This window comes from Variovorax paradoxus, from assembly GCF_000834655.1.
GTDB lineage: Bacteria > Pseudomonadota > Gammaproteobacteria > Burkholderiales > Burkholderiaceae_C > Variovorax > Variovorax paradoxus_F.
Window position 1 is genome coordinate 39,650 of sequence record NZ_JXQQ01000049.1, and the last position, 26,463, is coordinate 66,112.

Annotated in this window: 21 protein-coding genes; 3 read left to right on the forward strand and 18 right to left on the reverse strand. The window is 66.3% G+C overall.

Going from position 1 to position 26,463, the window contains the following annotated elements; all coding sequences use genetic code 11:
- Nucleotides 1-52 precede the first annotated feature (52 nt).
- The 7 genes from RT97_RS21160 to RT97_RS21190 form a co-directional block, all read right to left on the reverse strand.
- The gene (locus RT97_RS21160) at nt 53-1,522 is read right to left on the reverse strand and encodes a DEAD/DEAH box helicase (protein ID WP_042580794.1); all 1,470 of its coding nucleotides are present in this window, start codon (nt 1,520-1,522) and stop codon (nt 53-55) included.
- A gap of 131 nt (nt 1,523-1,653) precedes the next feature.
- A complete protein-coding gene (gene ypfJ / locus RT97_RS21165) occupies nt 1,654-2,535 on the reverse strand; it encodes a KPN_02809 family neutral zinc metallopeptidase (protein WP_042580795.1) in 882 nt (293 codons plus the stop codon).
- A 108-nt stretch (nt 2,536-2,643) separates the two neighbouring features.
- Nucleotides 2,644-3,210, reverse strand: a complete 567-nt coding sequence (dcd, locus tag RT97_RS21170; protein WP_013542862.1) for a dCTP deaminase — start codon at nt 3,208-3,210, stop codon at nt 2,644-2,646.
- 169 nt (nt 3,211-3,379) lie between these two features.
- Nucleotides 3,380-4,666, reverse strand: coding sequence for a guanine deaminase (guaD, locus tag RT97_RS21175; protein ID WP_042580796.1), 1,287 nt, complete (start codon nt 4,664-4,666; stop codon nt 3,380-3,382).
- Between the two features lie 102 nt (nt 4,667-4,768).
- Entirely contained in the window at nt 4,769-5,869 is a 1,101-nt protein-coding gene (locus RT97_RS21180) for a BMP family ABC transporter substrate-binding protein (RefSeq protein ID WP_042580797.1), read from the reverse strand.
- A gap of 89 nt (nt 5,870-5,958) precedes the next feature.
- Nucleotides 5,959-6,786 carry an SDR family NAD(P)-dependent oxidoreductase gene (locus tag RT97_RS21185; RefSeq protein WP_042580798.1) on the reverse strand — a complete coding sequence of 276 codons (828 nt, stop codon included), beginning with the start codon at nt 6,784-6,786 and terminating at the stop codon, nt 5,959-5,961.
- An 89-nt stretch (nt 6,787-6,875) separates the two neighbouring features.
- The gene (locus RT97_RS21190) at nt 6,876-7,826 is read right to left on the reverse strand and encodes a GlxA family transcriptional regulator (protein WP_042580799.1); all 951 of its coding nucleotides are present in this window, start codon (nt 7,824-7,826) and stop codon (nt 6,876-6,878) included.
- 164 nt (nt 7,827-7,990) lie between these two features.
- Here RT97_RS21190 and RT97_RS21195 point away from each other — a divergent pair, with 164 nt between their 5' ends.
- On the forward strand, nt 7,991-9,235 hold the full coding sequence (locus RT97_RS21195) for an MFS transporter (RefSeq protein WP_042580800.1): 1,245 nt from the start codon (nt 7,991-7,993) through the stop codon (nt 9,233-9,235).
- 13 nt (nt 9,236-9,248) lie between these two features.
- Here the strand turns inward: RT97_RS21195 and RT97_RS21200 are convergent, their stop codons facing one another.
- The 3 genes from RT97_RS21200 to RT97_RS21210 form a co-directional block, all read right to left on the reverse strand.
- Entirely contained in the window at nt 9,249-11,801 is a 2,553-nt protein-coding gene (locus tag RT97_RS21200) for a penicillin acylase family protein (protein WP_042580801.1), read from the reverse strand.
- A gap of 97 nt (nt 11,802-11,898) precedes the next feature.
- Nucleotides 11,899-12,705, reverse strand: coding sequence for a helix-turn-helix domain-containing protein (locus RT97_RS21205; RefSeq protein WP_042580814.1), 807 nt, complete (start codon nt 12,703-12,705; stop codon nt 11,899-11,901).
- A gap of 77 nt (nt 12,706-12,782) precedes the next feature.
- Nucleotides 12,783-13,742 (reverse strand): LysR substrate-binding domain-containing protein, encoded by a 960-nt coding sequence (locus RT97_RS21210; protein ID WP_042580802.1) that lies wholly within the window; start codon nt 13,740-13,742, stop codon nt 12,783-12,785.
- 97 nt (nt 13,743-13,839) lie between these two features.
- On the opposite strand from RT97_RS21210, the gene RT97_RS21215 reads away from it, so the two are divergent.
- Entirely contained in the window at nt 13,840-15,141 is a 1,302-nt protein-coding gene (locus tag RT97_RS21215) for an MFS transporter (protein ID WP_042580803.1), read from the forward strand.
- Here RT97_RS21215 and RT97_RS21220 read toward each other — a convergent pair.
- Nucleotides 15,102-16,163 (reverse strand): adenosine deaminase, encoded by a 1,062-nt coding sequence (locus RT97_RS21220; protein WP_042580804.1) that lies wholly within the window; start codon nt 16,161-16,163, stop codon nt 15,102-15,104. The genes RT97_RS21215 and RT97_RS21220 overlap by 40 nt on opposite strands.
- Before the next feature lie 164 nt (nt 16,164-16,327).
- Nucleotides 16,328-17,212 carry a LysR family transcriptional regulator gene (locus tag RT97_RS21225; protein ID WP_042580805.1) on the reverse strand — a complete coding sequence of 295 codons (885 nt, stop codon included), beginning with the start codon at nt 17,210-17,212 and terminating at the stop codon, nt 16,328-16,330.
- Between the two features lie 123 nt (nt 17,213-17,335).
- Here RT97_RS21225 and argC point away from each other — a divergent pair, with 123 nt between their 5' ends.
- The gene (gene argC / locus RT97_RS21230) at nt 17,336-18,262 is read left to right on the forward strand and encodes an N-acetyl-gamma-glutamyl-phosphate reductase (protein ID WP_042580806.1); all 927 of its coding nucleotides are present in this window, start codon (nt 17,336-17,338) and stop codon (nt 18,260-18,262) included.
- Here argC and RT97_RS21235 read toward each other — a convergent pair.
- The 6 genes from RT97_RS21235 to RT97_RS21255 form a co-directional block, all read right to left on the reverse strand.
- A complete protein-coding gene (locus RT97_RS21235) occupies nt 18,232-18,804 on the reverse strand; it encodes a GrpB family protein (protein WP_042580807.1) in 573 nt (190 codons plus the stop codon). The two genes, argC and RT97_RS21235, sit on opposite strands and share 31 nt — an antisense overlap.
- 125 nt (nt 18,805-18,929) lie before the next feature.
- A complete protein-coding gene (locus RT97_RS21240) occupies nt 18,930-19,382 on the reverse strand; it encodes a hypothetical protein (RefSeq protein ID WP_052810716.1) in 453 nt (150 codons plus the stop codon).
- Nucleotides 19,383-19,447: 65 nt separating this feature from the next.
- Nucleotides 19,448-19,942 carry a pentapeptide repeat-containing protein gene (locus RT97_RS21245; RefSeq protein WP_042580808.1) on the reverse strand — a complete coding sequence of 165 codons (495 nt, stop codon included), beginning with the start codon at nt 19,940-19,942 and terminating at the stop codon, nt 19,448-19,450.
- Nucleotides 19,943-20,036: 94 nt separating this feature from the next.
- Entirely contained in the window at nt 20,037-20,390 is a 354-nt protein-coding gene (locus tag RT97_RS33185) for a hypothetical protein (RefSeq protein WP_155403856.1), read from the reverse strand.
- A gap of 44 nt (nt 20,391-20,434) precedes the next feature.
- On the reverse strand, nt 20,435-25,261 hold the full coding sequence (locus RT97_RS21250) for an RHS repeat-associated core domain-containing protein (protein WP_052810717.1): 4,827 nt from the start codon (nt 25,259-25,261) through the stop codon (nt 20,435-20,437).
- A gap of 71 nt (nt 25,262-25,332) precedes the next feature.
- Nucleotides 25,333-26,463 (reverse strand): DUF2345 domain-containing protein (locus tag RT97_RS21255; protein ID WP_042580809.1); only part of this gene is annotated, 1,131 nt, incomplete at its 5' end.

The following is a 26,463-nucleotide window of genomic DNA, read 5'->3' on the forward strand; positions in this document are numbered from 1 at the left end:
AAAGAAAAAGGCCGGGGATCACCCGGCCTTTTTTTTGCAGCGGTGGAGCCGATCAGCTCGGCTCTGCGCTCTTGAAGAGCGCCGCGACCTTGCGCTTGCTCTTGATGTTGCTCGAGATGCCGCGCGCGGGCGCTGCCTTGGCGGCGGCTTCCCATGCCGGCGTGGCGTCGGCCTGGCCCGGCTCGTAGGGCTTGTCGAAGAACGGATCGCGCGGCGCCGAAGGCGCGCGGTGCGGGCGTCCGCCGCCACGGCGTGCGTCGGCCCCGATGCCGCTGCTGCGCTCGCGCGGCTGATCGAGCACGTCGCGTGCATCGCCGGCTTCGCCTTCCTCGCGCCAGTGGCGGCGTCCGTCGTTGATGCGGCCGCGCGGGCGGTCTTCCTCGAACTCGACGGGCTCGAGCTCGATCTTCTTCTTGATCAGCTTCTCGATGTCGGCCACCAGGCGCGCATCGTTGCCGCCGCTGGCAAAGCTCACCGCCAGGCCCGAGGCGCCGGCGCGGCCGGTGCGGCCGATGCGGTGCACGTAGTCTTCGGCGTTGAACGGAATATCGAAGTTGAAGACGGCGGGCACGTCCTTGATGTCCAGGCCGCGGGCCGCGACGTCGGTGCACACCAGGAGGTCGACTTCGCCGGCCTTGAACGAGGCCAGCGCCTTCAGGCGTTCGTCCTGGCTCTTGTCGCCGTGCAGCGCGGTGGTACGCAGACCGTCGCGCTCCAGCGAGCGTGCGAGGCGCGCGCAGCCGAGCTTGCTGTTGACGAACACGAAGGCCTGCGTGATGCCGCGCTGCTTGACGATCTGCTTGAGCGCACGGCGCTTGTCGTCGTCGGAGACGCTGTAGAAATGCTGCTCGACGGTGGAGGCCGTCTCGTTCGGCCGCGCCACTTCGATGGTGACCGGGTTCTGCAGGTAGCTGCCGGCCAGCCGCTTGATCTCGGGCGAGAACGTGGCCGAGAACAGGAGCGTGGTGCGCTGCTTGGGCAGGTAGCTCAGGATGCGCTGCAGGTCGGGCAAAAAGCCGATGTCCAGCATGCGGTCGGCTTCGTCGAGCACCACGTACTCGACCTGGTTGAGCACCGCGTTCTTGGCTTCGATGTGATCGAGCAGGCGGCCCGGCGTGGCCACCAGCACCTCGACGCCCTTCTTCAGTTCCAGCGTCTGCGGCTTCATGTCGATGCCGCCGAACACCACCGTGCTGCGCAGGTTGGTGTACTTGGCGTACAGCTTGACCTGCTGCGCGACCTGGTCGGCCAACTCGCGCGTGGGCAGCAGCACGAGCGCGCGCACCGGATGCCGCGCGGGCGAGGTGGAGGCGTTTTCGTGCTTGAGCATGCGCTGCAGCAGGGGGAGCGAGAACGCCGCCGTCTTGCCGGTGCCGGTCTGCGCGGCGCCCATCACATCCTGGCCCGAAAGCACGACCGGAATGGCCTGCTCCTGGATCGGTGTCATGGTCTCGTAGCCCATTTCGGCTACGGCGCGGGCCAGCGGTTCTGCCAGCGATAGATTGGAGAAGGAGCTTGTCATTGAGCCCGCTATTGTCGCATTGCCGCAAAAAACGGCAGTGACGGCGCCGTGACAACGTCCGCGCCGCCTGTATTGCTATTTATTCAATAGCATCCAACCGAACAAACACGGGCCTCGCGGGCCCATGAAGCTCAAAGATTGCGCGCGTTGAAGGTGTCGCACGACTTCATGTCGCCGCTCTGGTAACCCGCGCCGAACCACTTCTGGCGCTGCGCGCTGGAGCCATGGGTGAAGCTGTCGGGCACCACCGCTCGGCCCGCGGAACGCTGCAGGGCGTCGTCGCCGATCTTCTGCGCGGCGTTCATGGCGGCCTCGATGTCGCCCGGGTCGAGCCACTTCTTGGACTCCTGCGAATGGTGTGCCCACACGCCCGCGAAGCAGTCGGCCTGCAGCTCGACGCGCACGCTCACCGCGTTGTTCTGCGACTGGCTCAGCCGGCCGCGCATGCCGTCGACCTTGGCGGTGATGCCCAGCTCGTCCTGCACGTGATGGCCGACCTCGTGCGCGATGACGTAGGCCTGCGCGAACTCGCCCGGCGCGCCGAGCTGGTTCTTGAGCGTGTCGTAGAAGCCCAGGTCGATGTAGACCTTCTTGTCGCCGGGGCAGTAGAACGGGCCCATGGCCGACTGCCCGGTGCCGCAGGCCGTGGGCGTGGCGCCACGGAACAGCACGAGCCGGGGCGCCTGGTAGCTGCCGCCGTTCTGCCTGAAGATGTCGGTCCACACCACTTCGGTGTTCTTGAGCACGGTCGAGACGAAGGCAGCTTCGCGGTCGCCCGAAGGCGGCTTGGGCGCGGGGCCCTGAGGCGCCTGTTGCACCTGCTCGGTACCGCCGCCGCTGAGCAGGCTCAGCACGGTGAGCGGATTGATGCCGAAGACCCATCCGGCGACCAGCGCGACCGCGATGGTGCCGATGCCGATGCTGCGGCCGCCGATGAAGCTCCCGCCGCCGCCCCCACCTTCGCCGCGGCGGTCTTCGACGTTGTCGGATTGTTCGTTGCCTTCCCATCTCATCGCAGTCTCCTTCCCGGCGTGCACAACTGTTGCCGGATAGTGGCTGGATGGTACTTGGCCCCGGGCCACCCGGGGTAACCGGGCGTCAGTGCCCGGCCCGTCGCCGCGTCAGGTTTTCGGCAGAGTGACGCCGCGCTGGCCCTGGTACTTGCCGCCGCGGTCCTTGTAGCTGGTCTCGCAGACCTCGTCGCTCTCGAAGAACAACACCTGGGCGCAGCCTTCGCCCGCGTAGATCTTGGCCGGCAGCGGCGTGGTGTTGCTGAATTCCAGCGTCACGTAGCCTTCCCATTCGGGCTCGAACGGCGTCACGTTGACGATGATCCCGCAGCGCGCATAGGTGCTCTTGCCGAGGCAAATGGTCAGCACGTTGCGCGGGATGCGGAAGTACTCGACGGTGCGCGCCAGCGCGAAGCTGTTGGGCGGGATGATGCAGTAGTCGCCGTGCATGTCGACGAAGCTCTTCTCGTCGAAGTTCTTCGGGTCGACCACGGTGCTGTGGATATTGGTGAAGACCTTGAATTCAGGCGCGCAACGGATGTCGTAGCCGTAACTCGAGGTGCCGTAGCTGATGATCTTGTGGCCAGAAGCTTCACGGACCTGACCGGGCTCGAAGGGCTCGATCATCCCAGTCTGCTCGGCCATGCGCCGGATCCATTTGTCGCTCTTGATAGACATTGAAAACACCCCAGTCTTCGCGCACTTCGTGTCGCTTCGCCAACCCCTCGAGGGGCAACTCCAGCGGCCCGGCAAAGCCGGTTCCGCGGCGTTTCCCGAAGGGGCAGCGCGGTGCCGCTAGGTCGGCGATTGTGGCATGGGCGAGCGACGCGCCTGGCGCATCCGGCACTCAGCCGGCCTGCGAGATCACCGTGCGCTCGACCAGCCGGTCATCGCCCAGCACGATCATCGCGAACAGCAGTTCCTCGAGGTTGTTCGCCAGCTTCGTCTTGCGCGCCAGCAGCGGCGTGGCCGACGGGTTCAGCACCAGGAAGTCGGCCTCGCAGCCCGGCTGCAGGTTGCCGACCACGCCACCCAACCCCAGCGAGCGCGCCGCGCCGCCGGTGTGGTGCCACCACAGGCGCGAAGGCGGGATGCTGAGGCCCGTCTTGGTCTGGCCCTCGCGGCCCACGTAGTAGGCGGCCAGCATCGTGTGGAAGGGGCTGAAGCTGGTGCCGCCGCCCACGTCGCTCGCCAGGCCGTAGGGCGACTCCATGCGGTCGGCCGCGCCGAAGTCGAAGAAGCCGCTGCCCAGGAAAAGGTTGCTCGTCGGGCTCACGGCCGCGGCGGTTTGGGTCTCGCGCATCAGGCGGCGGTCTTCGTCGTCGATGTAGATGCAGTGCGCGTACACGGCGCGCTCGCGCATCAGGCCGAAGCCGGCGTACACGTCCAGGTACGAGCGCGACTTCGGGTAGAGCTCGCGGGCCCACTGCACTTCGTCGCGGTTCTCGGCCACGTGCGACTGGATCCAGGTGTCGCCGTACCTGGCGGCCAGCTCGCCCGCACCGCGCATCTGCGCATCGGTGCTGGTGGGCGCGAAGCGCGGCGTGATGGCGTAGCCCAGGCGATCGACGTTGTGCCACTTGCGGATCAGCGACTCGGTATCGACGAGGCTCTGCTCGGTTTCGTCGCGCACGCCGTCGGGCGAGTTGCGGTCCTGCAGCACCTTGCCGGTGATCATGCGCAGCTGGCGGCGCTGTGCGCTCTCGAAGAAGGCATCGACCGAGGCGACGTGCGAGGTCGCGAAGGTGAGCGAGGTGGTCACGCCGTTGCGCAGAAGCTCGTCGAAGAACACATCGGCCACTTCGCGCGAATGCGCCGGCTCGACGAATTTGCTCTCGGCGGGGAAGGTGTAGTTCTCGAGCCAGGGCAGGAGCCCCGGCGCAGGCGCGCCGATGATGTCGGTCTGCGGAAAGTGGATGTGCATGTCCACGAAGCCCGGCGCGAGGATGCGGCCCGGCAGGTGGGTCACGTCGGCATCGGGGTGGCGCGGCGACACGGCGGCGTGGCTGCCGGCATCGACGACGCGCTGGCGGCCGGCGCCGTCGGGGGCGACGACCAGCAGGCCGTCTTCATCGAAAACGGGCAGGCCCGCGTCGTCGAATCGCAGGAGGGAGGCGCGGTAGGCTTTTTTCATCGTGGCTGCGGAGGGTAATCCAGCCTCGCGCCGTCGCAATTTCCATGCGCATATGAGTGCTATATGCGGAATGGACTCCGGGAAAACCCCGGCGCAGCCATTTCAGCGCGCGACGCGCCCCTGCACGCCATCGACCAGCCAGTCCATCTTCAGGATCTGCTCGTCGCTCAGTTGCGCGCCCTTGGCGATGACGGTGCGGCCTTCGTTGTCGCGCACATCGCCGTTCACTGCGCGAAACGGCTGCAGCTTGCCGGCCGCGATGTCCTGCTGGCGCGCCAGCACCTCCTGCTGCACGGCCTTGGGCACCTTGGAGCCGAAGTCGCCGACGCGGATCATTCCTTCCTTCACGCCGCCCCAGAGGTTGCCGCTCTTCCAGGTGCTGTCGAGCACCGCCTTCGCGCGCTGCGTGTAGTAGCCGCCCCACTGGTGCGTGACCGCGACGAGCTGCGCATCGGGCGCGATCTTGCGCATGTCGGAGTGGTAGGCGATGGACATCTTGCCGCGCTCCTGCGCCGCGGCCATCACGGCCGTCGATCCGGTATGGAAGGCGACGACGTCGGCGTTCTGGTTGAAGAGCGCCATCGCCGCGTCGCGCTCCTTGGGCGGGTCGAACCACTCGTTGAGCCACACCACGACGACCTTCGCATTCGGGTTCACCGAACGCATGCCGAGCGTGAACGCGTTGATGCCCTGCAGCACCTCGGGAATCGGAAAGCCCGCCACGTACCCCGCCACATTGGTCTTGGTCATGCGCCCGGCCGCGATACCCGCGAGATAGCGGCCTTCGTAGTAGCGCGCGTTGGCGGTCGCCACGTTGGCCGCGGGCTTGTAGCCTGTGATCGACTCGAACTTCACGTCGGGAAAATCGCGCGCCACCTTGAGCGTCGGCTCCATGTAGCCGAAGCTGGGCGTGAAGATGAGCCGGTTGCCCTGCTGCGCGAGGTCGCGGATCACGCGTTCGGCATCGGCGCCTTCGGCCACGTTCTCCACGAAGGTGGTCTTGACCTTCGCGCCGAGTGCCGCATCGACGGCCTTGCGGCCCTCTTCGTGCTGGCGCACCCAGCCGGCATCGGTGACCGGCGTGACGTAGACGAAACCGATCTTCAGCGGTTCTTTCGAAGCCTGCGGTTGCGAAAAAGCGGGGGATAAAAAACAGGCGGCTGCCCACGCCAGAACGGCGCGGCCCGCGAGGTTTTTGTACATGGTGGTCCTCTACATGGCCCCGGAAAAGCAAAAACCCGCAGCCGGCCGGGACGCCCAACTGCGGGATGCGGATTTTAGTGCGACCGTTTTCAGGCGGTTGCCGCAGCCTCCGCGCTCGCGCCTTTCACGCCGTAGCGGGATGCGGGCACCGAACTGGAAATCCGGCCCGACATGGCGCGCCGCGCCGCATCGAAAGCGTCCCACTCGTCCTGGCTCGGCAGCGACGGGATCGTGACCTTCTCGCCTTGGTCGAGCCCCGCGAGCGCCGCATCGACCATGTCGTGCGCGCTCATGACGATCGCGCTGGGCAGGTGCTCCACCGGCAGGCCGGCGATGTCCCAGAACTCGGTGGCCGTGGCGCCCGGCAGCACGGCCTGCACGCGCACGCCCTTCTCGCCCAGCTCGTGCTGCAGCGACTGGCTGAACGCGAGCACGAAGGCCTTGCTGCCGCCGTACACGCCGTTGAGGGTTTCGGGCGAGACCGCGACGATCGACGCGATGTTCACCAGCGTGCCCGCGCCCCGCGCCACGAAGCCCGGCACCGCCGCATAAGTGAGGCGGGTGAGCGCAGTCACGTTGATCGCGATCATCTCTTCCATCTTGTCGATGTCCGAGGCGAGCAGCGGCGCGGTGGCACCGACGCCGGCGTTGTTCACCAGCAGCGTGAGTTCGCGATTCGTGCGGATGGCGGCTTCGACGCGCGCGATGTCTTTCTTGTCGGTGAGATCGGCGGCGATGGTCTCGATCTTGCGGCCCGTCTCGGCCGTGAGCCTGGCGGCCAGCGCCTCGAGGCGCTCCTGGTTCCGCGCGACCAGCACGAGGTCGAAGCCGCGCCGTGCGAGCCGGTCGGCATAGATAGCGCCGATGCCCGAAGAAGCGCCGGTGATGAGGGCGGTGCCCTTGGATGTCGCAGTCATTGGAGTTTCCTTTCGAAGCCGCGGTGTTGCGGCGTGAAGGGAAGTTTCCTTTTTAAGAGCGATGGCGTAAATGTCGTATATCCCACCTTTTAGGCCGCATCGAGGATTTGCCGCGCCACGCGGCGAACGGCCTGCGGCGGCTGGCCCAGCGTGCGCAGGAACGCGCGCCGCATGCGCTCCGGGTCGCCGAAGCCCGTTTCATCGGCCACCACGTTGAGCGCCAGCCCGCCGGCATCGATCAGTGCCTTCGCCGCCTCCACGCGCAGGTGTTCGACGGCCTGCGCAGGCGACTGGCCGGTTTCCGACTTGAAGGCGCGGCTGAACTGGCGCGGGCTCAGGTGCGCCACCTCGGCGAGGTCTTCGACCGAAAGCGCGTCGCGCAGGTTGGCGCGCGCATGCACCAGCGCCTGCTGGATGCGGTCGGACTTGGGTTCGAGTTCGAGCAGCGCCGAGTACTGCGACTGCCCGCCCGCTCTGCGGTGATAGACCACGAGGTTCCTGGCGACCATGCGCGCGGCCTCCACGCCCAGGTCCTCCTCCACCAGCGCGAGCATGAGGTCGATGCCCGCCGTCATGCCGGCCGAGGTCCAGAGCGAACCATCGTTGATGAAGATGCGGTCCGGCTGCACCTTGGCGAGCGGGTGGCGCTTCTGCAGCTCCTGCGCAAAGGCCCAGTGCGTGGTGACGCGCCGGCCGTCGAGCAGGCCCGCATCCGCAAGGCCGAAGGCGCCGGTGCAGATGCTTGCGATCCGGCGCGCGCTGCGTTCGCCCGCGCGCAGCATCCTGCACAGCCCTTCGGAGGTGGGCTCGATGGTGAGTGCGCCCGTCATCACCAGCGTGTCGAATTTCGACGCGGTCAATCGCTTGGTCTCGACGCCGATGCCCGACGAACTGGGAATGGAGCCGCCGGTTTCCGACAGCAGCTCGACCTTGTAGACCGGCTTGCCCGCGTGCTTGTTGGCCAGTTCGAAAGCGGCGACGGCGGCCAGGTCGAGGATCTGGAAACCAGGGAACACGACGACGGCGATACGCTTTTGCATGATGTCCTGAAAAGAGGCTTATTTATTATTCCAGCCATCAGGCTACGCGACGCGCACCGCTGCGTCAACACAGGCGTCCCTCGCACCCATGCACCGCCGCGATGGCTGCCGCCGCGAATCGGCAGGCGCGGATTCGGCCCTGCGGCCGGACAATGGCCCGCCCCATGACGAACCCGACAACTCCCGCCAGCGGCGCGACCTACGCAGACTGGCAGCGCAACCTCGCCGTCTGCATGTTCGGCTCCTTCACCACTATCGTGGCGATGACGCTGCTGCTGCCGTTCCTGCCGCTGTACGTCGAGCAACTGGGCGTGAAGGACCATGCGGCCATCGTGCAATGGTCCGGCGTGGCCTACGGCGCCACCTTCTTCAGCGCCGCGCTGGTGGCACCGCTGTGGGGGCGCCTGGCCGACCGCTATGGCCGCAAGCCGATGCTGATCCGCGCAAGCCTGGGCATGGCGGTGGCGATGGCGCTGATCGGCATGGCGGGCAACGTCTGGCAGCTCGTCGGCCTGCGCCTCCTGGCGGGCCTGCTGGGCGGCTACGCCTCGGGCTCGATGGTGCTCGTGGCCACGCAGACGCCGAAGGACCGCACCGGCTGGGCGCTGGGCACCATGTCCTCGGCCATCATGGCCGGCAACCTCGTGGGTCCGCTGGTGGGCGGCGCGCTGCCGCCGCTCATCGGCATCCGCGCGACCTTCTTCGCGGCGGGCGCGATGATCTTCGTGGCATTTCTCGCGACCGCTTTCCTCATCCGCGAAGAGAAGAAGGCGCCCTCGGGCTCGAAGCAGAGCGACACCCCCGACACCGGCTGGGCCGCCATTCCCGACAAGCGCCCGCTCATCGCGATGCTCTTCACCGGCATGCTTTTGATGCTGGCCAACATGTCGATCGAGCCGATCATCACCGTCTACGTCGCCACGCTGGTCGAGGACCCGAATCGGGTGACCATGATGGCCGGCCTCGTCATGTCCGCGGCTGCGCTGGGCAGCATCCTCTCGGCCTCGCGCCTGGGCAAGCTGGCCGACCGCGTGGGGCACTGGAACGTGATCGTCGGATGCCTGGCGGTGTCGGCACTGCTGCTGATTCCGCAGGCCTTCGTCACTTCGGGCTGGCAGCTGGTGGTGCTGCGCTTCCTGATGGGGCTCTCGCTCGGCGGGCTGCTGCCCTGCATCGCGAGCGTGATCCGCCACAACGTGCCCGAGCGCGTGGCCGGCAACATGCTGGGGTACTCGACCTCGGCCCAGTACACCGGGCAGGTCGCGGGGCCACTGCTAGGCGGCTTCGTGGGCGGACACATCGGCATGCGGGCCGTGTTCCTCGGCACCTGCGTGCTCATGGCCGCAGGCGCCGGGTGGAACTGGCTCGCGCAGCGCGCCGCGTCCACCGCTGCGCCGCCCGCTCGCTGAACTACTCGCTCACCTACTCGTCGATGGTGACGCTGCGGTAGGCCGCATCGGCCTTGATCTCGGCTTCCGAGAACGGCACCTTGAGCCACTGCCCCGCGCTGTAGGCGCGGGTGTAGTCGGCGTTGTGCGCCGAGGCCGGGTCGTCCGACAGCGAGAAGGTCAGGAAGGTGTGCGCCTCCACGCCGCCTTCGGGAAACCGCACGATCTGCATGTAGCTGTTGCCGTTCGGGTTGCCGTCCATGCTGTAGCCGCCCTTGTCGAGCCGGTTCTCCGAGCACGCGATGGTGAAGTAGCCCGGCCCGCCGCAGCCGCCGTAGAGCGGGATCTTCTGGCCGCCGCGCGTGGCGAACAGGTAGTCGCCGCGCTTGGCATCGAGCGCGAAGCCGCTGGCCTCGACGCGCGCGACGGCGGCGCCGAAGGCCTGCTGCAGGGCGGCCTGCGCACCGGGCTTCAGGTCGCGCGGCGTATGGATCGGGTCGCTCGCGCTGAAGGGCACGTTGTAGAGCGCGGCTGCCGATTGCAGCGACGCACGGTTCCAGAACTCGTCCCAGATGTGCGCACCGCGCGCGCCGCTCGTGCCGGTGTTGTCCCAGGCCTGGAGCACCGCGCAGGCCGGGCCGGTATCGACGTCGCGCCCGATGGCCGCGCCGCCCTGCGGATCGGTCGCCACGTTGATCGTCGGCGTCGCGCACACCATGGCCAGCGCCTGGTCCTTGAAGAGCTCGGCCGTCAGCACGCGGCTGTTGATCACCATCTGCTTGACGGTGTCGGCCGTGGCGCCCTTGGCGCCGTAGGCATCGGCGCCATCGATCCGGCCTTGCGCGAGCAGGTTGCCCAGGCGCGTGCGGAAGCTTGCGGGCTCCGTGCCCGCGGTGCCCATGATGTCGGGGTAGCCGGTCATCGGCGCCTTCGGATTCGCGAGCCAGTAGCTGTCGTTGGAGTTCTCGACGTAGTCGTCGCGCTGCAGGCTGGGCATGCGGGAGGCGCCGAGTGCGCCCTTCTGCGCGGAGTCGGCATCGGTCTGCCAGTCGCATTCGCTCCTCGAACCGTCGAACACGGGAACGCGCGGCAGCGCGGGGCCGAGCGCCGCGCCCAGCGGCGTCGTGCAACTGGCCACCTGGGTGGGCGACACGTTGGGAATCGCGCCGATGTCGGCATACCAGGCCTTGGCTGCGCCCCGGCCCACGGCCACGGTATTGACCCACGGAATGGCCGACTCCTCGCGCTGGATGGCGATGAAGTCGTCCAGCGACTTCGCCTGGTTCCAGCGCAGCCAGTTCCTGAAGGTGCGGTAGTTCTCGCCGTTGATGTCGCGGATCGCGAATGCAGTGGTCTGGCTCCAGCCCAGCGCCGCATTCAGCGGGGCCAGGTTGATCATCGGCCCGTATTCCGACTTGTAGAGCGTGCGCGTCACCGGGGCCACGCTGCCGTCGGCCTGCTTCACGTTGACGGTGATGTTCAGCGCCTGCATCTTCACCGCGCTGCCGTCGCGCATGTAGCTGGTCGGGTCGCCCGATGCGAGCTTCAGCTCGAAGAAGCCGAAACGCCGCGCGGTCGACACCGTGTGGCTCCAAGCGATGTTGTCGTTGAAGCCGATGAGGATCACCGGAATGCCGAGGAACGAGGTGCCGCTGATGTTGAGCTGGCCCGGAATCGTGAGCTGCGCCTGGTAGAAGCGGTCGGGTCCGCGCCAGTACCAGTGCGGGTTGCCGAAGAGCAGCGGGCTCGCGTCACCGGTGGCGGCGGTGCCGAAGCCGATCATGTTGCTGCCGACGCCTTCGTGGCCGCCCACCTGCAGTTCGGGCACCCGCGTGCCGCCTGCCGCGAGTTGCAACGGCGCCTTGCCGAGCTTGCCGCGCGCGGCGGTCTTGGTGAGCACCACCGGTGCGGGTGCGATCGCATTGGCGATGTTCGGCAGGAAATTGCTGTACCCGCCCGCAAGGTTGGCCGCGTACATGCGGCGGTAGATGTCCTCGGCGGTGATGGGCTTGACCCATGCCTCGCTGCGGCAGGCTTCGTGCGCCGTGCCGCTGGCCTTCACATCGCGCACGTAGCGGTTGTAGCCGGCGGCGAAGCCCTCGACCAGTTGCTTGAGGTTGTCGGGCTGGGCCGCGATCATTTTCTCGAGCACGTCGGCCGAGATCACATGCTTGTGGAAAAAGTCGGAGTCGATGTTCTTCGGACGCGCGATGGTGCTGGCAGCCACGAGCAGCGCCTCGCCGCCCAGGTACTGCGAGCGCTCGCCGCGGTAAGTGAGGAACGAATCGGCCATCGTGCACAGGTCGTCTTCCGCCTGCGCGAACCCGTAGCCGTAGCCCACGCCGGGCCAGTTGTCGGCCTTGATGTGCGGCACGCCCATCGCAGTGCGGCGGATCTCGGCCTTGTAGGTGCCTTCGGCCGGCGGGTTGGTGGGCGGGTTCACGGGCGGATTGCCGCCGATGGGCAAAAACGAGAACCCGTTGCCGCCTCCGCCGCCGCCGCAGGCGGTGATCGCCGCGGCCGTGGCCAGCGCGAGCGGAACGAACAGGGACCGCGGCAGCGCGCCGCGCGAGGATGTCTTTTTCACTGATGTCTCCGGTTGATGCTCTCTTGATGGAGCACCCCCAGCTTAGACACACCGGCACCTGGCGGCTTGAACGCAGCCGCTGTCCTGCAGAGCAAGCTCAGTGCATCGTCGCGTGGCCCCAGGCGTGCGAGGCCTGCGCGTCCGCGGTCACCTGCACCTGGCTTGCAAGAAACGAGGGCGGCAGGCCGAAGTACCGCTGGAAGGTGCGGCTCATGTGCGCCGCATCGGTGAAGCCGCTGACCAGCGCCACGTCGGTGAGCGGCCGGTGGCCGGTGAACTGCTGGACCGTGCGCCGCACCTTGGTCCACAGCGCATAGCGCTTGACCGACACGCCCACCTGCTCGGCGAACAGGTGCGTCAGGCGGTCGGGCGAGAGGCATGCCACGACCGAGAGTTCTTTCAGCGAGATCTGCCCCGCGTGCTCTCGGATGGACTGCAGCACGCGCTCGATGCGCCGGTCGATCGGCGCTGCAACCTCAGGGCATCCGGTGATCGACTCGATCATCTTCGCGCTCAGCGACTGCAGCTTGCGGTCGCCGAGCATGCCGCGCTGCGCGGGGTCGAAGTCGTCGCGCAGCTGGCCGAAGCGGCGCGCATCGATGGGCTCGATGCCGTGGCCGCCCATGCACCGCGCAAGCATGCGGTAGGCGCTCGATGCCGGGTCGAGGTTGAGCGACAGCAGCCCGCAGCCGTCGACGTCGAGCCGGCGCGACACATGCGGCGCCACCAGCGCGGCGGTGCAGCGCACCCGCGTGCCGTCGACCGCCTCGAGCGTGAAAGGATGCCCGCTCGCCGAAGCCAGCAGCGTGGCCGACGAGCGCGCCGTGAGCCCCGACTGGATCGCCGGCGTGATGTACAGGAACCTGTCGTCCCACAGGTGCAGGAAGTTTTGCTGCGTGGCCATGCCGTTCCACTTCTTCGTTGTTGTCTCCAGCGGCGGATTCTCATGCATCGACGCGGCGGCGATGCGAGGGATTGTGCTCAGTGCATTTGCGCGGGCCCCATCTGCACGTGCTGCCGCACCGCCTCCAGCAACAGCGTGGCGAGCCGGCCGACCGGCGCCTCGGCATTGGCCTGCGCGCGGTAAAGCGCCATCGACATCTGCGGCAGCGCCGGCAAGCCCACCGCCGTGCGATCGATCGCGCGCACATGCGACGGCAGCCCGAAAGGCGTGCGCACCGTGAGGCCCAGGCCCGCCGAACTCGCGGCCCACAAGGCTGCAAGGCTGGCGCTCGTGAACGCATGGCGCCACGGCACGCCGGCGCGGTCGAGCGTTCTGGTGACGATGTCGCGCAGCGGGCACGGCGCATCGAGCAACACCAGCGGCAACGGCTCCGTGGACTTGCGCGCGCCGCGACCTGCGCCTTCGCGGCGCTGGCGCTCCTTCCACCAGGCCGCATCGAGCACGTCGCCGGAGGCGGGCCCGATCCACTGCAGCGGCAGGCGCGCCACGCGCTCGGCATGCAGTGACGGCGGCTGGTCGCCCGCGTCCCACGCCAGCGCGAGATCGAGCTTGCCGAGTTCGAGGCGCTCCCGCAACTCGGCACTGCGCGCCACGCAGGCCTCGATGCGCACCTTGGGATGCGCGCGCGCAAAGCGCCCGAGCACCGCGGGCAGCAGCGTCTCGCCGAAGTCTTCCTGCAGACCCAGGCGCACCCATCCTTGCAGGTCGGCGCCGCGCATGGCGGCACCGGCTTCCTCGTTGAGTTCGAGCATGCGGTGGGCATAGGCCAAGAGCGTTTCGCCGGCGTCGGTGAGCTCCAGCCCGCGGCCGGCCTTGCGGAACAACACCGTGCCGGCTTGCGCCTCCAGCTTCTTGAGCTGCGCGCTCACTGCGGAAGTCGAGCGCCCCAACCGGTCGGCCGCGCGGGCATAGCTGCCGAGCGCGATGCCGGTGGAAAAACTGCGCAGCACGTCGAGATCGAACATCACCTGGGACATGGGTTCATCCTTTTTCAATCGTCCAGCTTTTGTGGACGATTCACTCATTATTTTCTGATTTTCAAAACCTTGGCAACGGCGGAGACTTCACCGCACCATGACCCAATCGCACCTTTCGTCTCCGCATTCGCCTCGCCACCGCTGGAAGGTGCTGGCCGCGGGCGTGGCCGCCAACGCGGCGTTCTCCGTGGCCTTCAGCGGCATCCCGATGACCGCGGTGCTGATGCGCACCGGCTACCAGCTGGACAACGCGACGCTCGGCCTGGTGCTCGGCCTCATGGGCCTGGGCATCGCGGTGAGCGAACTGCCATGGGGCCTGCTGACTGACCGCTGGGGCGATCGGCCGGTGCTGCTTACGGGGCTGGGCAGCACCGCGATCGCCCTCGTCGCGATGGCGCTCTGGGCCGCGCCCAGCGCGCAGCACATTCCCGGGCTCGGCTGGCTCGCCGCGGGCCTGCTGTTGGTCGGCCTGCTGGGCGGGAGCGTCAACGGCGCGAGCGGCCGCGCGGTGATGACGTGGTTCGACGCCAGCGAACGCGGGCTCGCGATGAGCATCCGCCAGACCGCCGTGCCGCTGGGCGGCGGCATCGGCGCGCTGGTGCTGCCGTTCGTCGCGCTGCACTTCGGCTTTGCAGCGCTCTACGGACTGCTCGCGCTGCTGTGCGCGTTGAGCGCGGCGATGAGCTGGGCGTGGGTCCACGAACCGCCGATTGCGCGCGGCGTGCCACGCTCTCCGACGAGCACGGCCGAAACCCCGAAGACCGGCCCGCTGCGCGACGCCCGCGTCTGGCGCATCGTGCTGGGCATCGGCATTCTTTGCGCGCCGCAGTTCGCGGTGCTGTCCTTCGGCACGGTGTTCCTGCACGACTTCGGCCACGCGGGCCTCGCGACGATCACGGCCACCATGGTCTTCACGCAGGTCGGGGCGATGGCGATGCGCGTGTGGAGCGGCCGCTGGACCGACCGCCGCCGCAACCGACCCGCCTACCTGCGCGCCTGCAGCGCGCTCAGCGTGGCGCTGTTCGCCGCGCTCGCGGTGCTGGTGATCGCGGCGGACACGCACATCGCCGATTCATCGGCGCTGCGCATCGCGCTCGTCGTGCTGCTGGGAGTGAGCGGCGTGTGCGTGTCGGCCTGGCACGGCGTGGCCTACACCGAGCTCGCCACGCTGGCCGGGGCGGCGCGGGCCGGCACCGCGCTGGGCATGGCGAACACCAGCGTCTTCCTGGTGTGCTTCGTCACGCCCTTCTCCATTCCGCACCTGCTCGCGCTGCAGGGGTGGCCGATGGTGTGGCTCGCAGCGAGCGCCTGTGCGCTCGTGGCGATGCCGCTGCTGGTGCCGCGGCCGCCCGCCTCGGATCAGAAGCTTGCGAAGACGGCGTTGAGCCGGTCCACGTAGGCGCGCTTGGCGGCCGTGTCGATGAAGCTGCCTTCGAAGCTGTTGGCAGCGAGTTGCCAGGCGTGTTGCACGCTGAGCCCGGTGGCCTCGAAGGTCTGCGTGAAGTTCTGGTTCATGTAGCCGCCGAAGTAGGCGGGGTCGTCGGAGTTGACGGTGGCGACCAGCCCCGCATCGAGCAGCGCGCCCAGGTTGTGCTGCGCGAGGTCCGGGAACACGCACAGCTTGAGGTTCGACAGCGGGCACACGGTGAGCGGAATGCGGTCTTGCGCGAGCCGCTTCATCAGCGCCGGGTCTTTCGCGCTCTGCACGCCGTGGTCGACGCGCTCGACCTTCAGCACATCGAGCGCGCTCCACACGTATTCGGGCGGGCCCTCTTCGCCCGCATGCGCGACCAGATGCAGTCCCCGCTCGCGGCAGCGTGCGAACACGCGCGCGAACTTCTCGGGCGGATGGCCGACCTCGCTCGAATCGAGGCCCACGCCGATGAACTTGTCGCGAAACGGCAGCGCCTGCTCCAGCGTTTCGAAGGCCTCTTCCTCGCTCAGGTGGCGCAGGAAACAGAGGATGAGCGATGCGCTCACGCCGAGCCTGGGCTGTGCATCGACGCACGCGCGATGCAGGCCGTTGACCACCGTTTCCATCGCCACGCCGCGCGCGGTGTGCGTCTGCGGGTCGAAGAACATCTCGGTGTGCACCACGTTGTCGGCCGCGGCGCGCTCGAGGTAGGCCCAGGCCATGTCGTAGAAGTCCTGCTCCTTCAGCAGCACGCTCGCGCCGGCGTAGTAGATGTCCAGGAAGCTCTGCAGGTTGGTGAACGCGTAGGCCTTGCGCAGTTCCTCCACGCTGGCGTACGCAATGGCCACGCCGTTGCGCTGCGCGAGCGCGAAGATCAGCTCGGGTTCGAGCGAGCCTTCGATGTGCATGTGCAGCTCGGCCTTGGGCATGGCGCGCAGCAATTCGGGCAGGCGGTCGGTGGGGATGTTGTCGAAGCGCTTGTCGTAGGCGGGGCGGAAATCGGTCATGGCGGGGAACTCTGCGTTGTGATCCTGCACAGCATAAGCGCTGCCACGGCCTGCGCCATCCGCGCAGACGTATGGCGGTCAGTCGATGCGGCGGGCCGAGGGCGGGTGCGGCACTGCATTGCATTGCATCGCCGGGCAAGCAGGTCGTCTTCGCGATCTCGCGCTCAACGGACCTTGAGCACCCACAGCGCGTCGAGCACGCGCTGCGTCGCGCGTTCGACGGGGCCCGACCGGTGGGCAACGCCCAGCTCACGCCAAAGTGCCGGGCGCAGGGGACGCATCGCGATGCGCGCGTCCGGCTGCAACGCGCCCGCCTCATGCGGCAGGAGCGTTGCGCCGTAGCCGGCACCGACCAGGCTCTTGATCGCATCGTTGTAGTTGAGCTCGATCCGCGGTGCGGGCCGGTGGCCGCCCAGCGCGAACCATTCCGAGACGAGGCGCGACAGGCGCGTGGTGGCATCGTTGAGGATGAGCGGCTGAGTCGCGAGCCACGTCGGCGAGACCTTGGCAGGAGCGCGCCAGTCGGCCGGCAGGAAGGCCATGACCGGGTCGCGGCGCCAGGGCCGGATCGTGAGCCCCGCGACCGGCGACTGCGGCAGGGCCACCAGCCCGACGTCCAGTTTGCCTTGTGCAAGGCGCGCCAGCGTGTCCTGCGAAGTGAGCACTGCGATCTGCACATCGATGTCCGGATGATCCTCGCGCAGCCGTGCGATGGCCTGCGGCAACAGGTGAGAGATCGCGCCCGTCGAGGCGCCGAGCCGCACGCGTCCGGCCAGCCCCAGCACCTGCCGGCTGACGTCGTCCAGCGTCGACTCGATCTCGGCCAGCAGCCGGCGTGCACGCTCCACCAGCAATTCGCCGACAGCCGACGGCCGCACGTCCCCGCGCCGCCGGGACAGGAGCGAAGCGCCCACACGCCCCTCCAGCTCGGCGATGTGCAGGCTCACCGTCGGCGGCGCGAGATGCAGCACCTGCGCCGCGGCCGCGAAGGATCCATGGTCTGCGATCGCTACCAGCGTGCGCAAACGATCGAGGCTGATTTCGCGCATGTGAGATCTCTGCTTCAGGAAATATGAACTACAAGATTGCCAAATTCAACTTTTCATATTTTATCGACCCGAGAAGAATTGCGGCAGATACATCCAGAGACCGAATCAGGAGCGCGCAACATCATGAGTCTTCCGACCATCTTCATCGACGGCGACCAGGGCACCACCGGGCTGCAGATCCATGAGCGCCTGCGCGATCGCACCGACCTGCAGCTCCTGACGCTGCCGGCCGCCGAACGCAAGGATCCACGGCGTCGCGAGGAGGCGATCAATGCATGCGACATCGCGATTCTTTGTCTGCCGGATGCGGCTGCACGCGACGCGGTCGGCTTCATCCGGAATCCGGCCGTCCGTGTGATCGACGCGAGTTCGGCGCATCGCACGCACCCGGAATGGGTCTATGGCTTTCCCGAAATGGCCCAGGGGCATGCGCAACGGATTGCACAGGCCGGGCGTGTCAGCAATCCGGGCTGCTATCCGACAGGTGCCATTGCCCTGTTGCGGCCGCTGGTGGAAGCAGGCCTGCTGCCGAGCGAATACCCGGCGACGGTCTATGCGACCTCCGGCTATTCGGGGGGTGGAAGGGCAGCGATCGATGCGCACGAAGCCAGCGACACGCCGGCCGCGGCACCGTCCCAGGTCTATGGCCTGGCGCTGGAACACAAGCACACGCCCGAAATCCAGGAATACGCCGGGCTGGCGCACCGTCCGTTCTTCGTGCCGGCCTATGGTGCCTACCGGCAGGGAATCGTCCTGACCGTGCCGCTCGAACTGCGCTTGCTGGCGGGCGGTGTCGATGGTGTCCGGTTGCAGGCATGCCTTGCGCATCACTACGCGAATGTGCGCTACGTCAAGGTCATGTCGCTTGCAGAGACACAGGCGATGACGCATCTCGATCCGCAGGCGCTGAACGGAACCAACGACCTGCAGCTGGGTGTGTTCGCCAATGCGGACCACGGCCAAGTGCTGCTGTCCGCCGTCTTCGACAACCTGGGCAAGGGCGCGTCCGGCGCGGCCGTTCAGAACCTCGAGTTGATGCTCGGCGCGTAGCTGGCGCGCTCAGCGGAGATCTGCGCCTGTATCTCCTGGATCACCGGCGCTTTCTCCCGGTTGTAGACCTCCGGATTGACGGGATCGATCGCGTGGGCGTGGTCCTTGGCCTCTTCGTACTTCCTGCGCAGGTCGGGACGCCTGTCGAGGATGTCCATGAAGGCCAGCGAGTCCTTGCGCACCGGATCGCCACGGTGGCAGATGTGGATGTTGATGTTAAACCTGCGTCCGTCGTGCCCGACGCTTGCGCAGACATACGGCTTCTCATCTTTGTCGACCCATACGGCACGCCGATGAAACCCGAGCGCTTCGAACGCCTGTTGCTCGCGGCGCAAATCCTCCCTCTGCGTGATGGCAACAGCATCCACCATCGGCTTGCCCCGCAGGCCGCGGATGGCGGTGCTCCCGATGTGAACGAGTTCCACGCTCTCGAGGCGCTCCTGAACGTGGCGCTGAACTTGCGCGAACACATCGGCGTACGCGGGGTCGTAGGGCAGGATGTTGCGGTGTTCCAGGCTCTCATCGAACGCATCGATCTTCATGGCACCTCCGTGCGGATTTTTGATTGTGGGTGGCGGCGACAGGTCGAATGCAAGTTCGCTACCTGGATGGCGTGGCCCCAGTCGCCGGATTTCAGCGGTCAGGGGCGCGGCGTCCCTCGTTGCACCTACCGACCATCGGCAGACATTCGCGCAAATGCCGATCCGTCCGCCGGATGCCGCGATGCGTATCCCGTCATTTGCTCCAGCTGCTTTTGCCGTTCCGCAATTGCCAGCTCCTTTGCCCTCGGTCCGTAGCGGCCCACCGAAAAAGCCTTGCTGACCGATCGCTCCGGACTGACGCGGGTCATCGCGATCCACATCGCGTTCTTCCCGCCCGGCTGCTCGCGAAAGTACACCCCGGCCACTCCGGTCTTGTTGTCGCGCCGCACGCGTTGAGCGATCTCCCGCTTCAACACCGGCAGGTGTTCGCGCACGAACTGATCCCTGTGCGCCTGTGCGTGCATCAACGCACCGTCGCGGCCACCGTGAGTGTTGAAGTAGAAGGCCTTGACCATGCGCACCTTGTCGCGGCGGATGTCGACGCTCCAGTAGTCGTCATAGCCGTAGATGCCGTACATGGGATCCGCGTTAGGGGTGCCTCTTGGCATTGGATGCTCCGAAAAAAGGCGCCTGGGGGCTGCGCTCAGTTGATCTGTGTGTTGCGCATCTCCAGGTGCTCGAAGTAGCTGCCGGTGAAGTCCACATGCTCGCCGCGCAGGCCATCGGCCTGCACCGTGGTGCCCGTGCAGCCGAGCACATCGACATCGCTCCAGTGGCCGTTGTCGAAGTTCAGGTCGTTCCACTGGCAGTTGTTGAACTTGCAGGCACTGAGCCGGCCCTGCCGGAACTGCGATTGGGCAAAGGTGCAACGGGTGAAGGTGCAGCCCGTGATGGCAATGCCCTCGAAGTCGCAGGCGGTGAAGGTGCAGCCCATGAACTGGCAGCCGGTCCAGCCAGCCTGCTTGAAGGTGGTGGCGGTGAAGCTGCTGCCGGTGAAGACCGTGGTGGCGAACTGGGCGAGATTCAGGTCCAAGCCCGCATAGGCATAGCTGTCGGCCATGCCGACAAGGCCCGCAGGGGCACCGCCTGCGCCTTTGCGCCAGAGGTTGTGGGACTGGATGATCACTTGGGAGGGCATGGGCTTGGGACTCTGTCAATAAAAAATGAATTGGCTTTTTACAAATAAAAGCTCAATGCTCGAAAAAACAACCCATCCACCTCGTTCATGAATTTCAATAAAAATCCGAACTGGTGAACAAGATATTATTTCCGGCCGGATCTTTCAAATAAATCCAATCTCCATATGGCTGAGAAACATCTTTAATAACAAATTCATTAAAACTCTCGAATATCAATTTTTGCCAGCCAAAGAACTCCTCATCCCAGGAAGACATCAAAGCGAATGCCACTGCCACAGGGAGATCGTTGTCATCAAATTCTTTGTATGGAGCCAATAGAGTTGAGTTGTCACGAAGATTCAGCATCAGATACGGTGCGGCGCCATGAGTCATTCTCGCAATTCTGATTCCACGTCCGTCAGTGTCGTCACCCACGAGGGAAAATCCGAATTTTTCGTAGAATTCCACGCTGCTCGGAATGTCATGCGCATGAAGGTGAGCGAGTATTTTTATCATTTGAACCCTTTCAACACGCCCTCGACATAAGAAGGCGAGATTTTCAATTTATTGGCATAGGATTCGGACATGTCTCGTTCCAGCTGGTAATAGCGAGAAATTGGCTTCCCCTCAGCTACGGCTTTTGGATCTCTGCCGATATCGATTATCTTGCAACCATTTCGCTTCGCCAATTCGATGAATTTTCTATTTTCCTCAAGCGACAAAGCCCATTCTGCTTCGGTTTTCGGCCCCCCGGTGAATGTCGCTTCTTTCGACCACGAAAAATCCGGGTAAATTTTTATCGTGTAGAGAGAATACCCCTGGCTTGCAGCCAATGGCTGACTGAGGCGCGTATATACATCGACTCTTCTTTGGTTCTCGCCAATTACTACTGCGCATTTCTTCAACCCGAGCGGATCGATCCATTCCGCAGGATTGGGAGCGAATTGATAAAAGTTGGTGCCTCCCCAAAGACGAATCGGATCCGCACTCACAAACCGCCCGCTTTGCGGATCGTAGTAACGATGCCGGTTGTAGTGCAGCCCCGTTTCCTCGTCTGCGTACTGCCCCTGGAAACGGATCGGATTTGCAACCCCCGCGCGCCTGGCCGCTTCCGAGATCGCCTGCTTCGCTTCGCCCCAGGCCTTGTAGCTGGCGCTCCAGCAGACGTTTCCGCCGGCGTCCGTCAGTTCCTGCGGCGTGCCGAGGTGGTCGCATTGGTAGAAGGCGATTTCCTCGCTCCTGAACGGCTCGGCCCCGGGATGTCCCTGCCCGTTCCACAGTGGATCCTGCTCGATGTCGTAGGCGCCGCCATTGGCCTGCATCAACGCCTTCACGTCGGTCGTCGGACTCAGGCGAAGCGCCTCCTGCCTGTGCACCTGCAACAGCGGCACGAAACTGTCCTTCTCGTGCAGGTAGTGGACGGTGCGGTGCGATTCGCTGCCGTGGGCGCTGCTCCTTGTGCTCTCGTAGGCAAGGGTCTCCGCATCCCAGCCGAAGAGGGTTTCTTGCGCATCGGTCTGCTTGGCGATGCGTCGGCCCATCGGGTCGTAGCGAAAGGTGGTGGTGCCGTTCTCCGACGTCGCACTCGCCATGCGGTTGAAGCCGTCCCAGGTGAAGAGGGTCTTGCGGCCGTTCTTCGTGCGCTCGACGAGGTTGCCCCGCTCGTCGTACCTGTAATGGGTGCCGGCGTATTCCTTGAGCAGGTTGTCCAGCAGCTTGCCAGGGGCGACGGCGCGCGGCTGCTGGTCCTGCGGCACGACGGCAGATCCCGAGTCCTTCAGGACCGGGTCGGCGATATTGCCCGCCGGGTCGAAGGCGAACAGTTCCCTGCCCAGCTGGCTTTGGGCTTCGAGCAGGCGACCGACAGGGTCGTAGCGATAGTCCAGATGGCCTCTGCGGCTGTCGCCGATGCCCATGAGCTGACCGGCCTTGTCGTATTGGTAGTTGCGCCGGATGCTCGCGCTCGCAACTGTTTCGCCCGTGCCGGAGGGTGGCTTCGCATGCGAGACCTGCTGCTCCAGCAAGCGACCCGCCGGGTCGTAGCGCAGGCTCTGCACCAGGCCGTTGCGCTGCTGGCGGACGGTTTCGCGATGCAGATCGTCGCGCTCCAGGCCGAGGACGTCCTGGCCGTCGAGCAGCAGGCCATGGACGTGGCCGCTGCCGTAGGTGAGCCACTCCTGGGTGTGGCCGTCGGGGCGGGTGCTGCCGACCCTCTGGTTGAGTTCGTTGTACCGGTGCTGCCACACCGCGGTGTGGTCTCGCGCCAGGTCGGCGTGGTGTTCGCGCACGAGGTTGCCCGCGGGGTCGTAGAACCACTGAAGCCTGGCGTCCTTGTTTCTTGCTTCGAGCAGGCGGCCGTTGCCGTCGTAGACGAAGGTCTCGGATTGCGCGTCGGCTTCGCGTTCGACGAGTCGGCCGAGCGCATCGAAGGTCAGCCGGATGACCTGGCCGGCTTCTTCCACTTCGGCAAGTAGGCCGCTGGATTCTTCATGGCGGTAGCGGGTCGCCTTGCCATCGAATCCGGTTTCCTCGAGCAGGCGGCCGACGGGGTCGTACCTGAACTCGTAGTGGCTGTTGTTTTCGTTCCGGAGCCGGGCGAGACGGCCAAGCTTGTCCCACTCGTAGTTCAGCGTGTGGCCTGCTGCGTCGGTGCGCCCGGCGACAAGGCCTGCAACGGTGTAGCGATAGCGGGTGCGGCGCTCGATTGCGTCGGTATGCGCCAGCAGTCGGCCTTCGGCGTCGTGAGCCAGCCGCTCCCTGGTCTGGTCGGGATGAAGCACTTCCTCGAGCTGGCCCGGATGGTTGGCCGCATCGACGTTCCCGTGAGCCGCCACCAGCGTCTGCTCGCTGAGCGGGGTGTAGGCGTATTTCGTGGTCTGCCCGGCGGCATCGGTGCTCTGCAGCAGGCGGCCGCGGGGATCGTAGCCCCAGGTGGTGGTCTTGCCGGAACAATCGGTATAGCTGGCGAGCTCGCCGGAAGCCGTGTAGGCGAGCTTCTTGACACCGCCCTTGGCATCGGTGATCTGCACGGGCCGCCCGGCCTTGTCGTAGGCGTACTGGGTCTTGTGGCCCAGCGGATCGGTCTCTTCGGCGAGGTGGCCCTGCGGGTCGTAGTCGCGCCGCCAGACACCGCCCTCCGCATCCCGCATGCCGGTCAGGCGGCTGAGCTTGTCGTATTCGAAGTGGACCTCGCTGCCGTCGGCCTGGGTGTGGGTCAGCAGGTTGCCGGCTTCGTCGTAGAGGTACTCATCGGTGCCGCCGTCGGGGTGGACGTGGCGGGTGATGTTCTTGGCGTCGTCCCGGAAGAACCATTCTTCGTTCTGGTCCGGGTAGATGACACGGTAGGTATAGCCCAGGATGTCGTAGTAGATCCAGGTTTCCTGGCCGAGCGCGTCGGTCACGTAGGTCAGGCGGATGTTCTTGTCCCACTCGAGCTGGGTATCGAAGCTGCCGTCGTCGGCCCATTCGCGGATCGCCTTGGCGTCGGCGCCGGTGCCGTCGTAGGCCAGGTTCATGCCGCGGCCGGTGCGGTCGGTGTAGCGGGTGACCAGATGGTGGCTGTATTGATAGGTCCAGGCGGCACCGTTCTCGTCCTGTGCCGCAATCAGGTCACCGGCTTCGTCATGGGTGTAGGCAGCCAGCTGGCGAACGACCTGCCCGTCCCTGAGCTCCCACAGGGATTCGATGCGGCCGGTGATCGCGTGCGGTCGGATGCCGACGTGTGCAAGCGTGACGTCGCCCTGCTTGCTGAGGATGTCGCTGAGCACCTGTTCACCGGCATTCGCTCCATCGGCAATCACGTGGTCGTAGCGCAGGCCGATGGCGGCGCCGTCCCTGGCGTGCTGGGCAACCAGGCGAAAGTGCTGCCTGCCCTGTGCGGCGGCCTTGCCGGCCGCGGTGTCGACGAGCTCGTAGGTTTCGCGCCAGTCGGGCTGCTCGCCGGCCGGCAGCGGCTTGCCGAAGTCCAGCACAAGCAGCGTCTCGCTCAGGCGGGTCGCGCTGAATTCCTCGATGGCATTGCAATGGCTCTGGCCGACGGCGAGCCACGGCAGATCGTGGCTGCGGCCGTCTGCAGCGCGATACACCAGTGCTTGCCGCTCCCCAGACAACTCGACCACATCGATGCGCGTGGTGTAGGCAGTCAGCCATCGCGCGCCCAGGCCCGCATGGTCATAGGCAGCCAGGTTGCTGCTGTAAGTCCGGCTCCACACGATGGGCAGGGTGGCCGGCAGCACGAAGTCGGTGTGGGTGAAGCTCTCGTTGCCGAGCGCGAAACTGATCGACTTGCGGGTGCCGGCCTTGGCCGCGCCCTGCTTGCAGCAACTGCCATTGCCCCGGGCACCACGCTGGGTGCCTACGGCGCCGAGTTCACCACCCGGCTTGGTCGCTCGCGCCTGTGCGCCTTTTTTCGGAGGGATCGTCGCGCCGCGCTTGGTCTTGAATTTCTTGACGGCGGCAAGCAGCCTCTGGAGCAGCCACATGATCGATCGTTCGGTCTTGGCGCTCGCAAGCATCAGCAGCTTGTCGCGAACCATTCCCTTGAAGTTCGTCAGCGCCTGAATGACACCCTCGACGAGCCCCCTGACCTGGGGTGGCAGGTACCTGGCCGCAACCTTGACGGCGTAGTTCACAGCCTGCTTGGCATAGCGATCGGCAGCGGCGAGCATGCGATCCCACGCACTCTGCTTCCTGGGGTTGTAGGTACTGGTGGCAGGCTTCGGCGGGGCGAGCTTGAACAGGTCTTCGCCGCCGATGCAACGCCGCAGCACGCCGATCAGGACGTCGGCGATCCCATCGACCTTGTCCGCGCAGTTTTTCAGGATCTCCGAGATCTTGTTCATCGCGCCTTCGACGAACTTGTCGATCTCGCCGGCGATCTTGTCGTTCAGGTGCGAGACCAATATGGAGACCAATGCCTCGGCAAGGTTTGCGGCGCTGTGCTTGAGTTGCTGCTTGAGCAGGTGCAGCGCGGGGCGCAGGCTCATGCGCGCAGCCGCCATGCTCGGCGGCGCTGGAATGACACCGATGAGATTGACGCCCAGGTTGAGCCAGTCCAGAAAATCGACGGCCTTCTTCGCGATCAGTTTCTGTATCACTGTCACAAGGTCCACGAGGACATCGACCAGCGCCATGATGTTCCCGATGACGGGCAGGCTGCCCGCCACGGTGCTCAGCCTTTCCAGCGTGACATAGCCGCCGCTGATCTCGCGCAGCCATCGGTCGAAGCGTGCCGCGCCCGCGCCGATGTCCATCGGATCGATGGTGTTGAGCGGCGCAACCGCCGTCTGCGGCTCGCGCTCCTTGGGGGTCTTCGGTGCCGGTGATCCTTGCGTCGCCATTTTTTGGTGATCCCTCTGTTCTGATTGGTTTTGTCAGGGCCCGCGCACGGCCCAGCGAGCCTGCGCGACGGTCAGCCCGCGAAGCCGGGCGTCTGGCCGGCCATGAGGATTGCGGCACCCGGGTTGCCTCCCGTGCTTCCCAATGGCGGAACGGGCAATGCGCCCGGCAGCTTGGGCATGGCTACCGCCACCGCATCGCCGATGCCGCCCTTGGCTGCAGCGGCCGCTCCCGGCAATCCACCGCTCATCCCTCCCGAGACGACGCCACCCATTGCGGCGGTGACCGGCGCGCCCATCGGCCCCATGGCACCGCCCAGTGCCTGGGTCGCCATCCCACCCGCAAGCTGGCCCGCCTGTCCCAGCAAGGCCTGGGCGCCGCCCTGTTGAACCGCCTGCACCGCGCCGACGGCTTGCTGCGCCTTTCCTGCGACCTGGCCGAGTGCCCCGAGTGCGCCCATGGCACCGCCGAGGCCAGGAGCAACCTGGCTCGTCAAGCTGCCTGCTGCACCACCCGGCCCGCCGGCACCCGCCAGCAAGCCAGAGGCATTCCCGCCCACGCCGCCGGTCAAGGCAGCAGCCCCCAGGCTTGCATCGGGTTCGCCGGCTGCAGGCTTCGGTGGCCATTCATGCGGCGGTCCGAAATAACTGGCCTCATCCCAGGGATCGCGCGGGTCCGGGCCGAAGGTGACCGTGGCTGCGCCGATGGGCAGGCCCGAGACCTTGGCGAAACCGTTGCTGTCGAGATTTCCGCTGTGGCTTGCGCCCTCCGAATCCACCACGGTGTATTCGCCCTGCTTCACGGCCTGGCGCTGCGTGCCGTCGCCCTTGACGTAGTGGTTGTAGAGGTCCAGTTGCCCCTGGGGCAATTGAACCGGCGCCGGCAGCTTGGGGGAACCCTTGCTGTTGGGACCCACCAGGCTGTGCACGGCCGCGTGCTCGCGCCAGGTGCCGTTGGTACCGCTCTCGATGCCCGCGGCATTCCAGCGTGTGTAGCTGGTGCCGCCGTTGACGAGCACCTCCTCCTTGGCCGTGATGGTGATCCGGTTGGCCTCCATCTTGATGTCCATCTTGGCGATGACATTGATGCAGTTCTTGAGCGCGGTGATGTCGATGTCCGCCGCTGCGGCGACCAGGCGGATGCCTTTTTCGAAAGCGGCGATGCGCACTGCGTCCTTCGCGCTGACCAGCAGGCTCTTGCCCGC

Bases quoted from the DNA above. Each gene is read 5' to 3' on its own strand.
- RT97_RS21160 (WP_042580794.1), bottom strand. From the start codon at position 1,522: ATGACAAGCTCCTTCTCCAATCTATCGCTGGCAGAACCGCTGGCCCGC.
- ypfJ (WP_042580795.1), bottom strand. From the start codon at position 2,535: ATGAGATGGGAAGGCAACGAACAATCCGACAACGTCGAAGACCGCCGC.
- dcd (WP_013542862.1), bottom strand. From the start codon at position 3,210: ATGTCTATCAAGAGCGACAAATGGATCCGGCGCATGGCCGAGCAGACT.
- guaD (WP_042580796.1), bottom strand. From the start codon at position 4,666: ATGAAAAAAGCCTACCGCGCCTCCCTCCTGCGATTCGACGACGCGGGC.
- RT97_RS21180 (WP_042580797.1), bottom strand. From the start codon at position 5,869: ATGTACAAAAACCTCGCGGGCCGCGCCGTTCTGGCGTGGGCAGCCGCC.
- RT97_RS21185 (WP_042580798.1), bottom strand. From the start codon at position 6,786: ATGACTGCGACATCCAAGGGCACCGCCCTCATCACCGGCGCTTCTTCG.
- RT97_RS21190 (WP_042580799.1), bottom strand. From the start codon at position 7,826: ATGCAAAAGCGTATCGCCGTCGTCGTGTTCCCTGGTTTCCAGATCCTC.
- RT97_RS21195 (WP_042580800.1), top strand. From the start codon at position 7,991: ATGACGAACCCGACAACTCCCGCCAGCGGCGCGACCTACGCAGACTGG.
- RT97_RS21205 (WP_042580814.1), bottom strand. From the start codon at position 12,705: ATGGCCACGCAGCAAAACTTCCTGCACCTGTGGGACGACAGGTTCCTG.
- RT97_RS21210 (WP_042580802.1), bottom strand. From the start codon at position 13,742: ATGTCCCAGGTGATGTTCGATCTCGACGTGCTGCGCAGTTTTTCCACC.
- RT97_RS21215 (WP_042580803.1), top strand. From the start codon at position 13,840: ATGACCCAATCGCACCTTTCGTCTCCGCATTCGCCTCGCCACCGCTGG.
- RT97_RS21220 (WP_042580804.1), bottom strand. From the start codon at position 16,163: ATGACCGATTTCCGCCCCGCCTACGACAAGCGCTTCGACAACATCCCC.
- RT97_RS21225 (WP_042580805.1), bottom strand. From the start codon at position 17,212: ATGCGCGAAATCAGCCTCGATCGTTTGCGCACGCTGGTAGCGATCGCA.
- argC (WP_042580806.1), top strand. From the start codon at position 17,336: ATGAGTCTTCCGACCATCTTCATCGACGGCGACCAGGGCACCACCGGG.
- RT97_RS21235 (WP_042580807.1), bottom strand. From the start codon at position 18,804: ATGAAGATCGATGCGTTCGATGAGAGCCTGGAACACCGCAACATCCTG.
- RT97_RS21240 (WP_052810716.1), bottom strand. From the start codon at position 19,382: ATGTACGGCATCTACGGCTATGACGACTACTGGAGCGTCGACATCCGC.
- RT97_RS21245 (WP_042580808.1), bottom strand. From the start codon at position 19,942: ATGCCCTCCCAAGTGATCATCCAGTCCCACAACCTCTGGCGCAAAGGC.
- RT97_RS21250 (WP_052810717.1), bottom strand. From the start codon at position 25,261: ATGGCGACGCAAGGATCACCGGCACCGAAGACCCCCAAGGAGCGCGAG.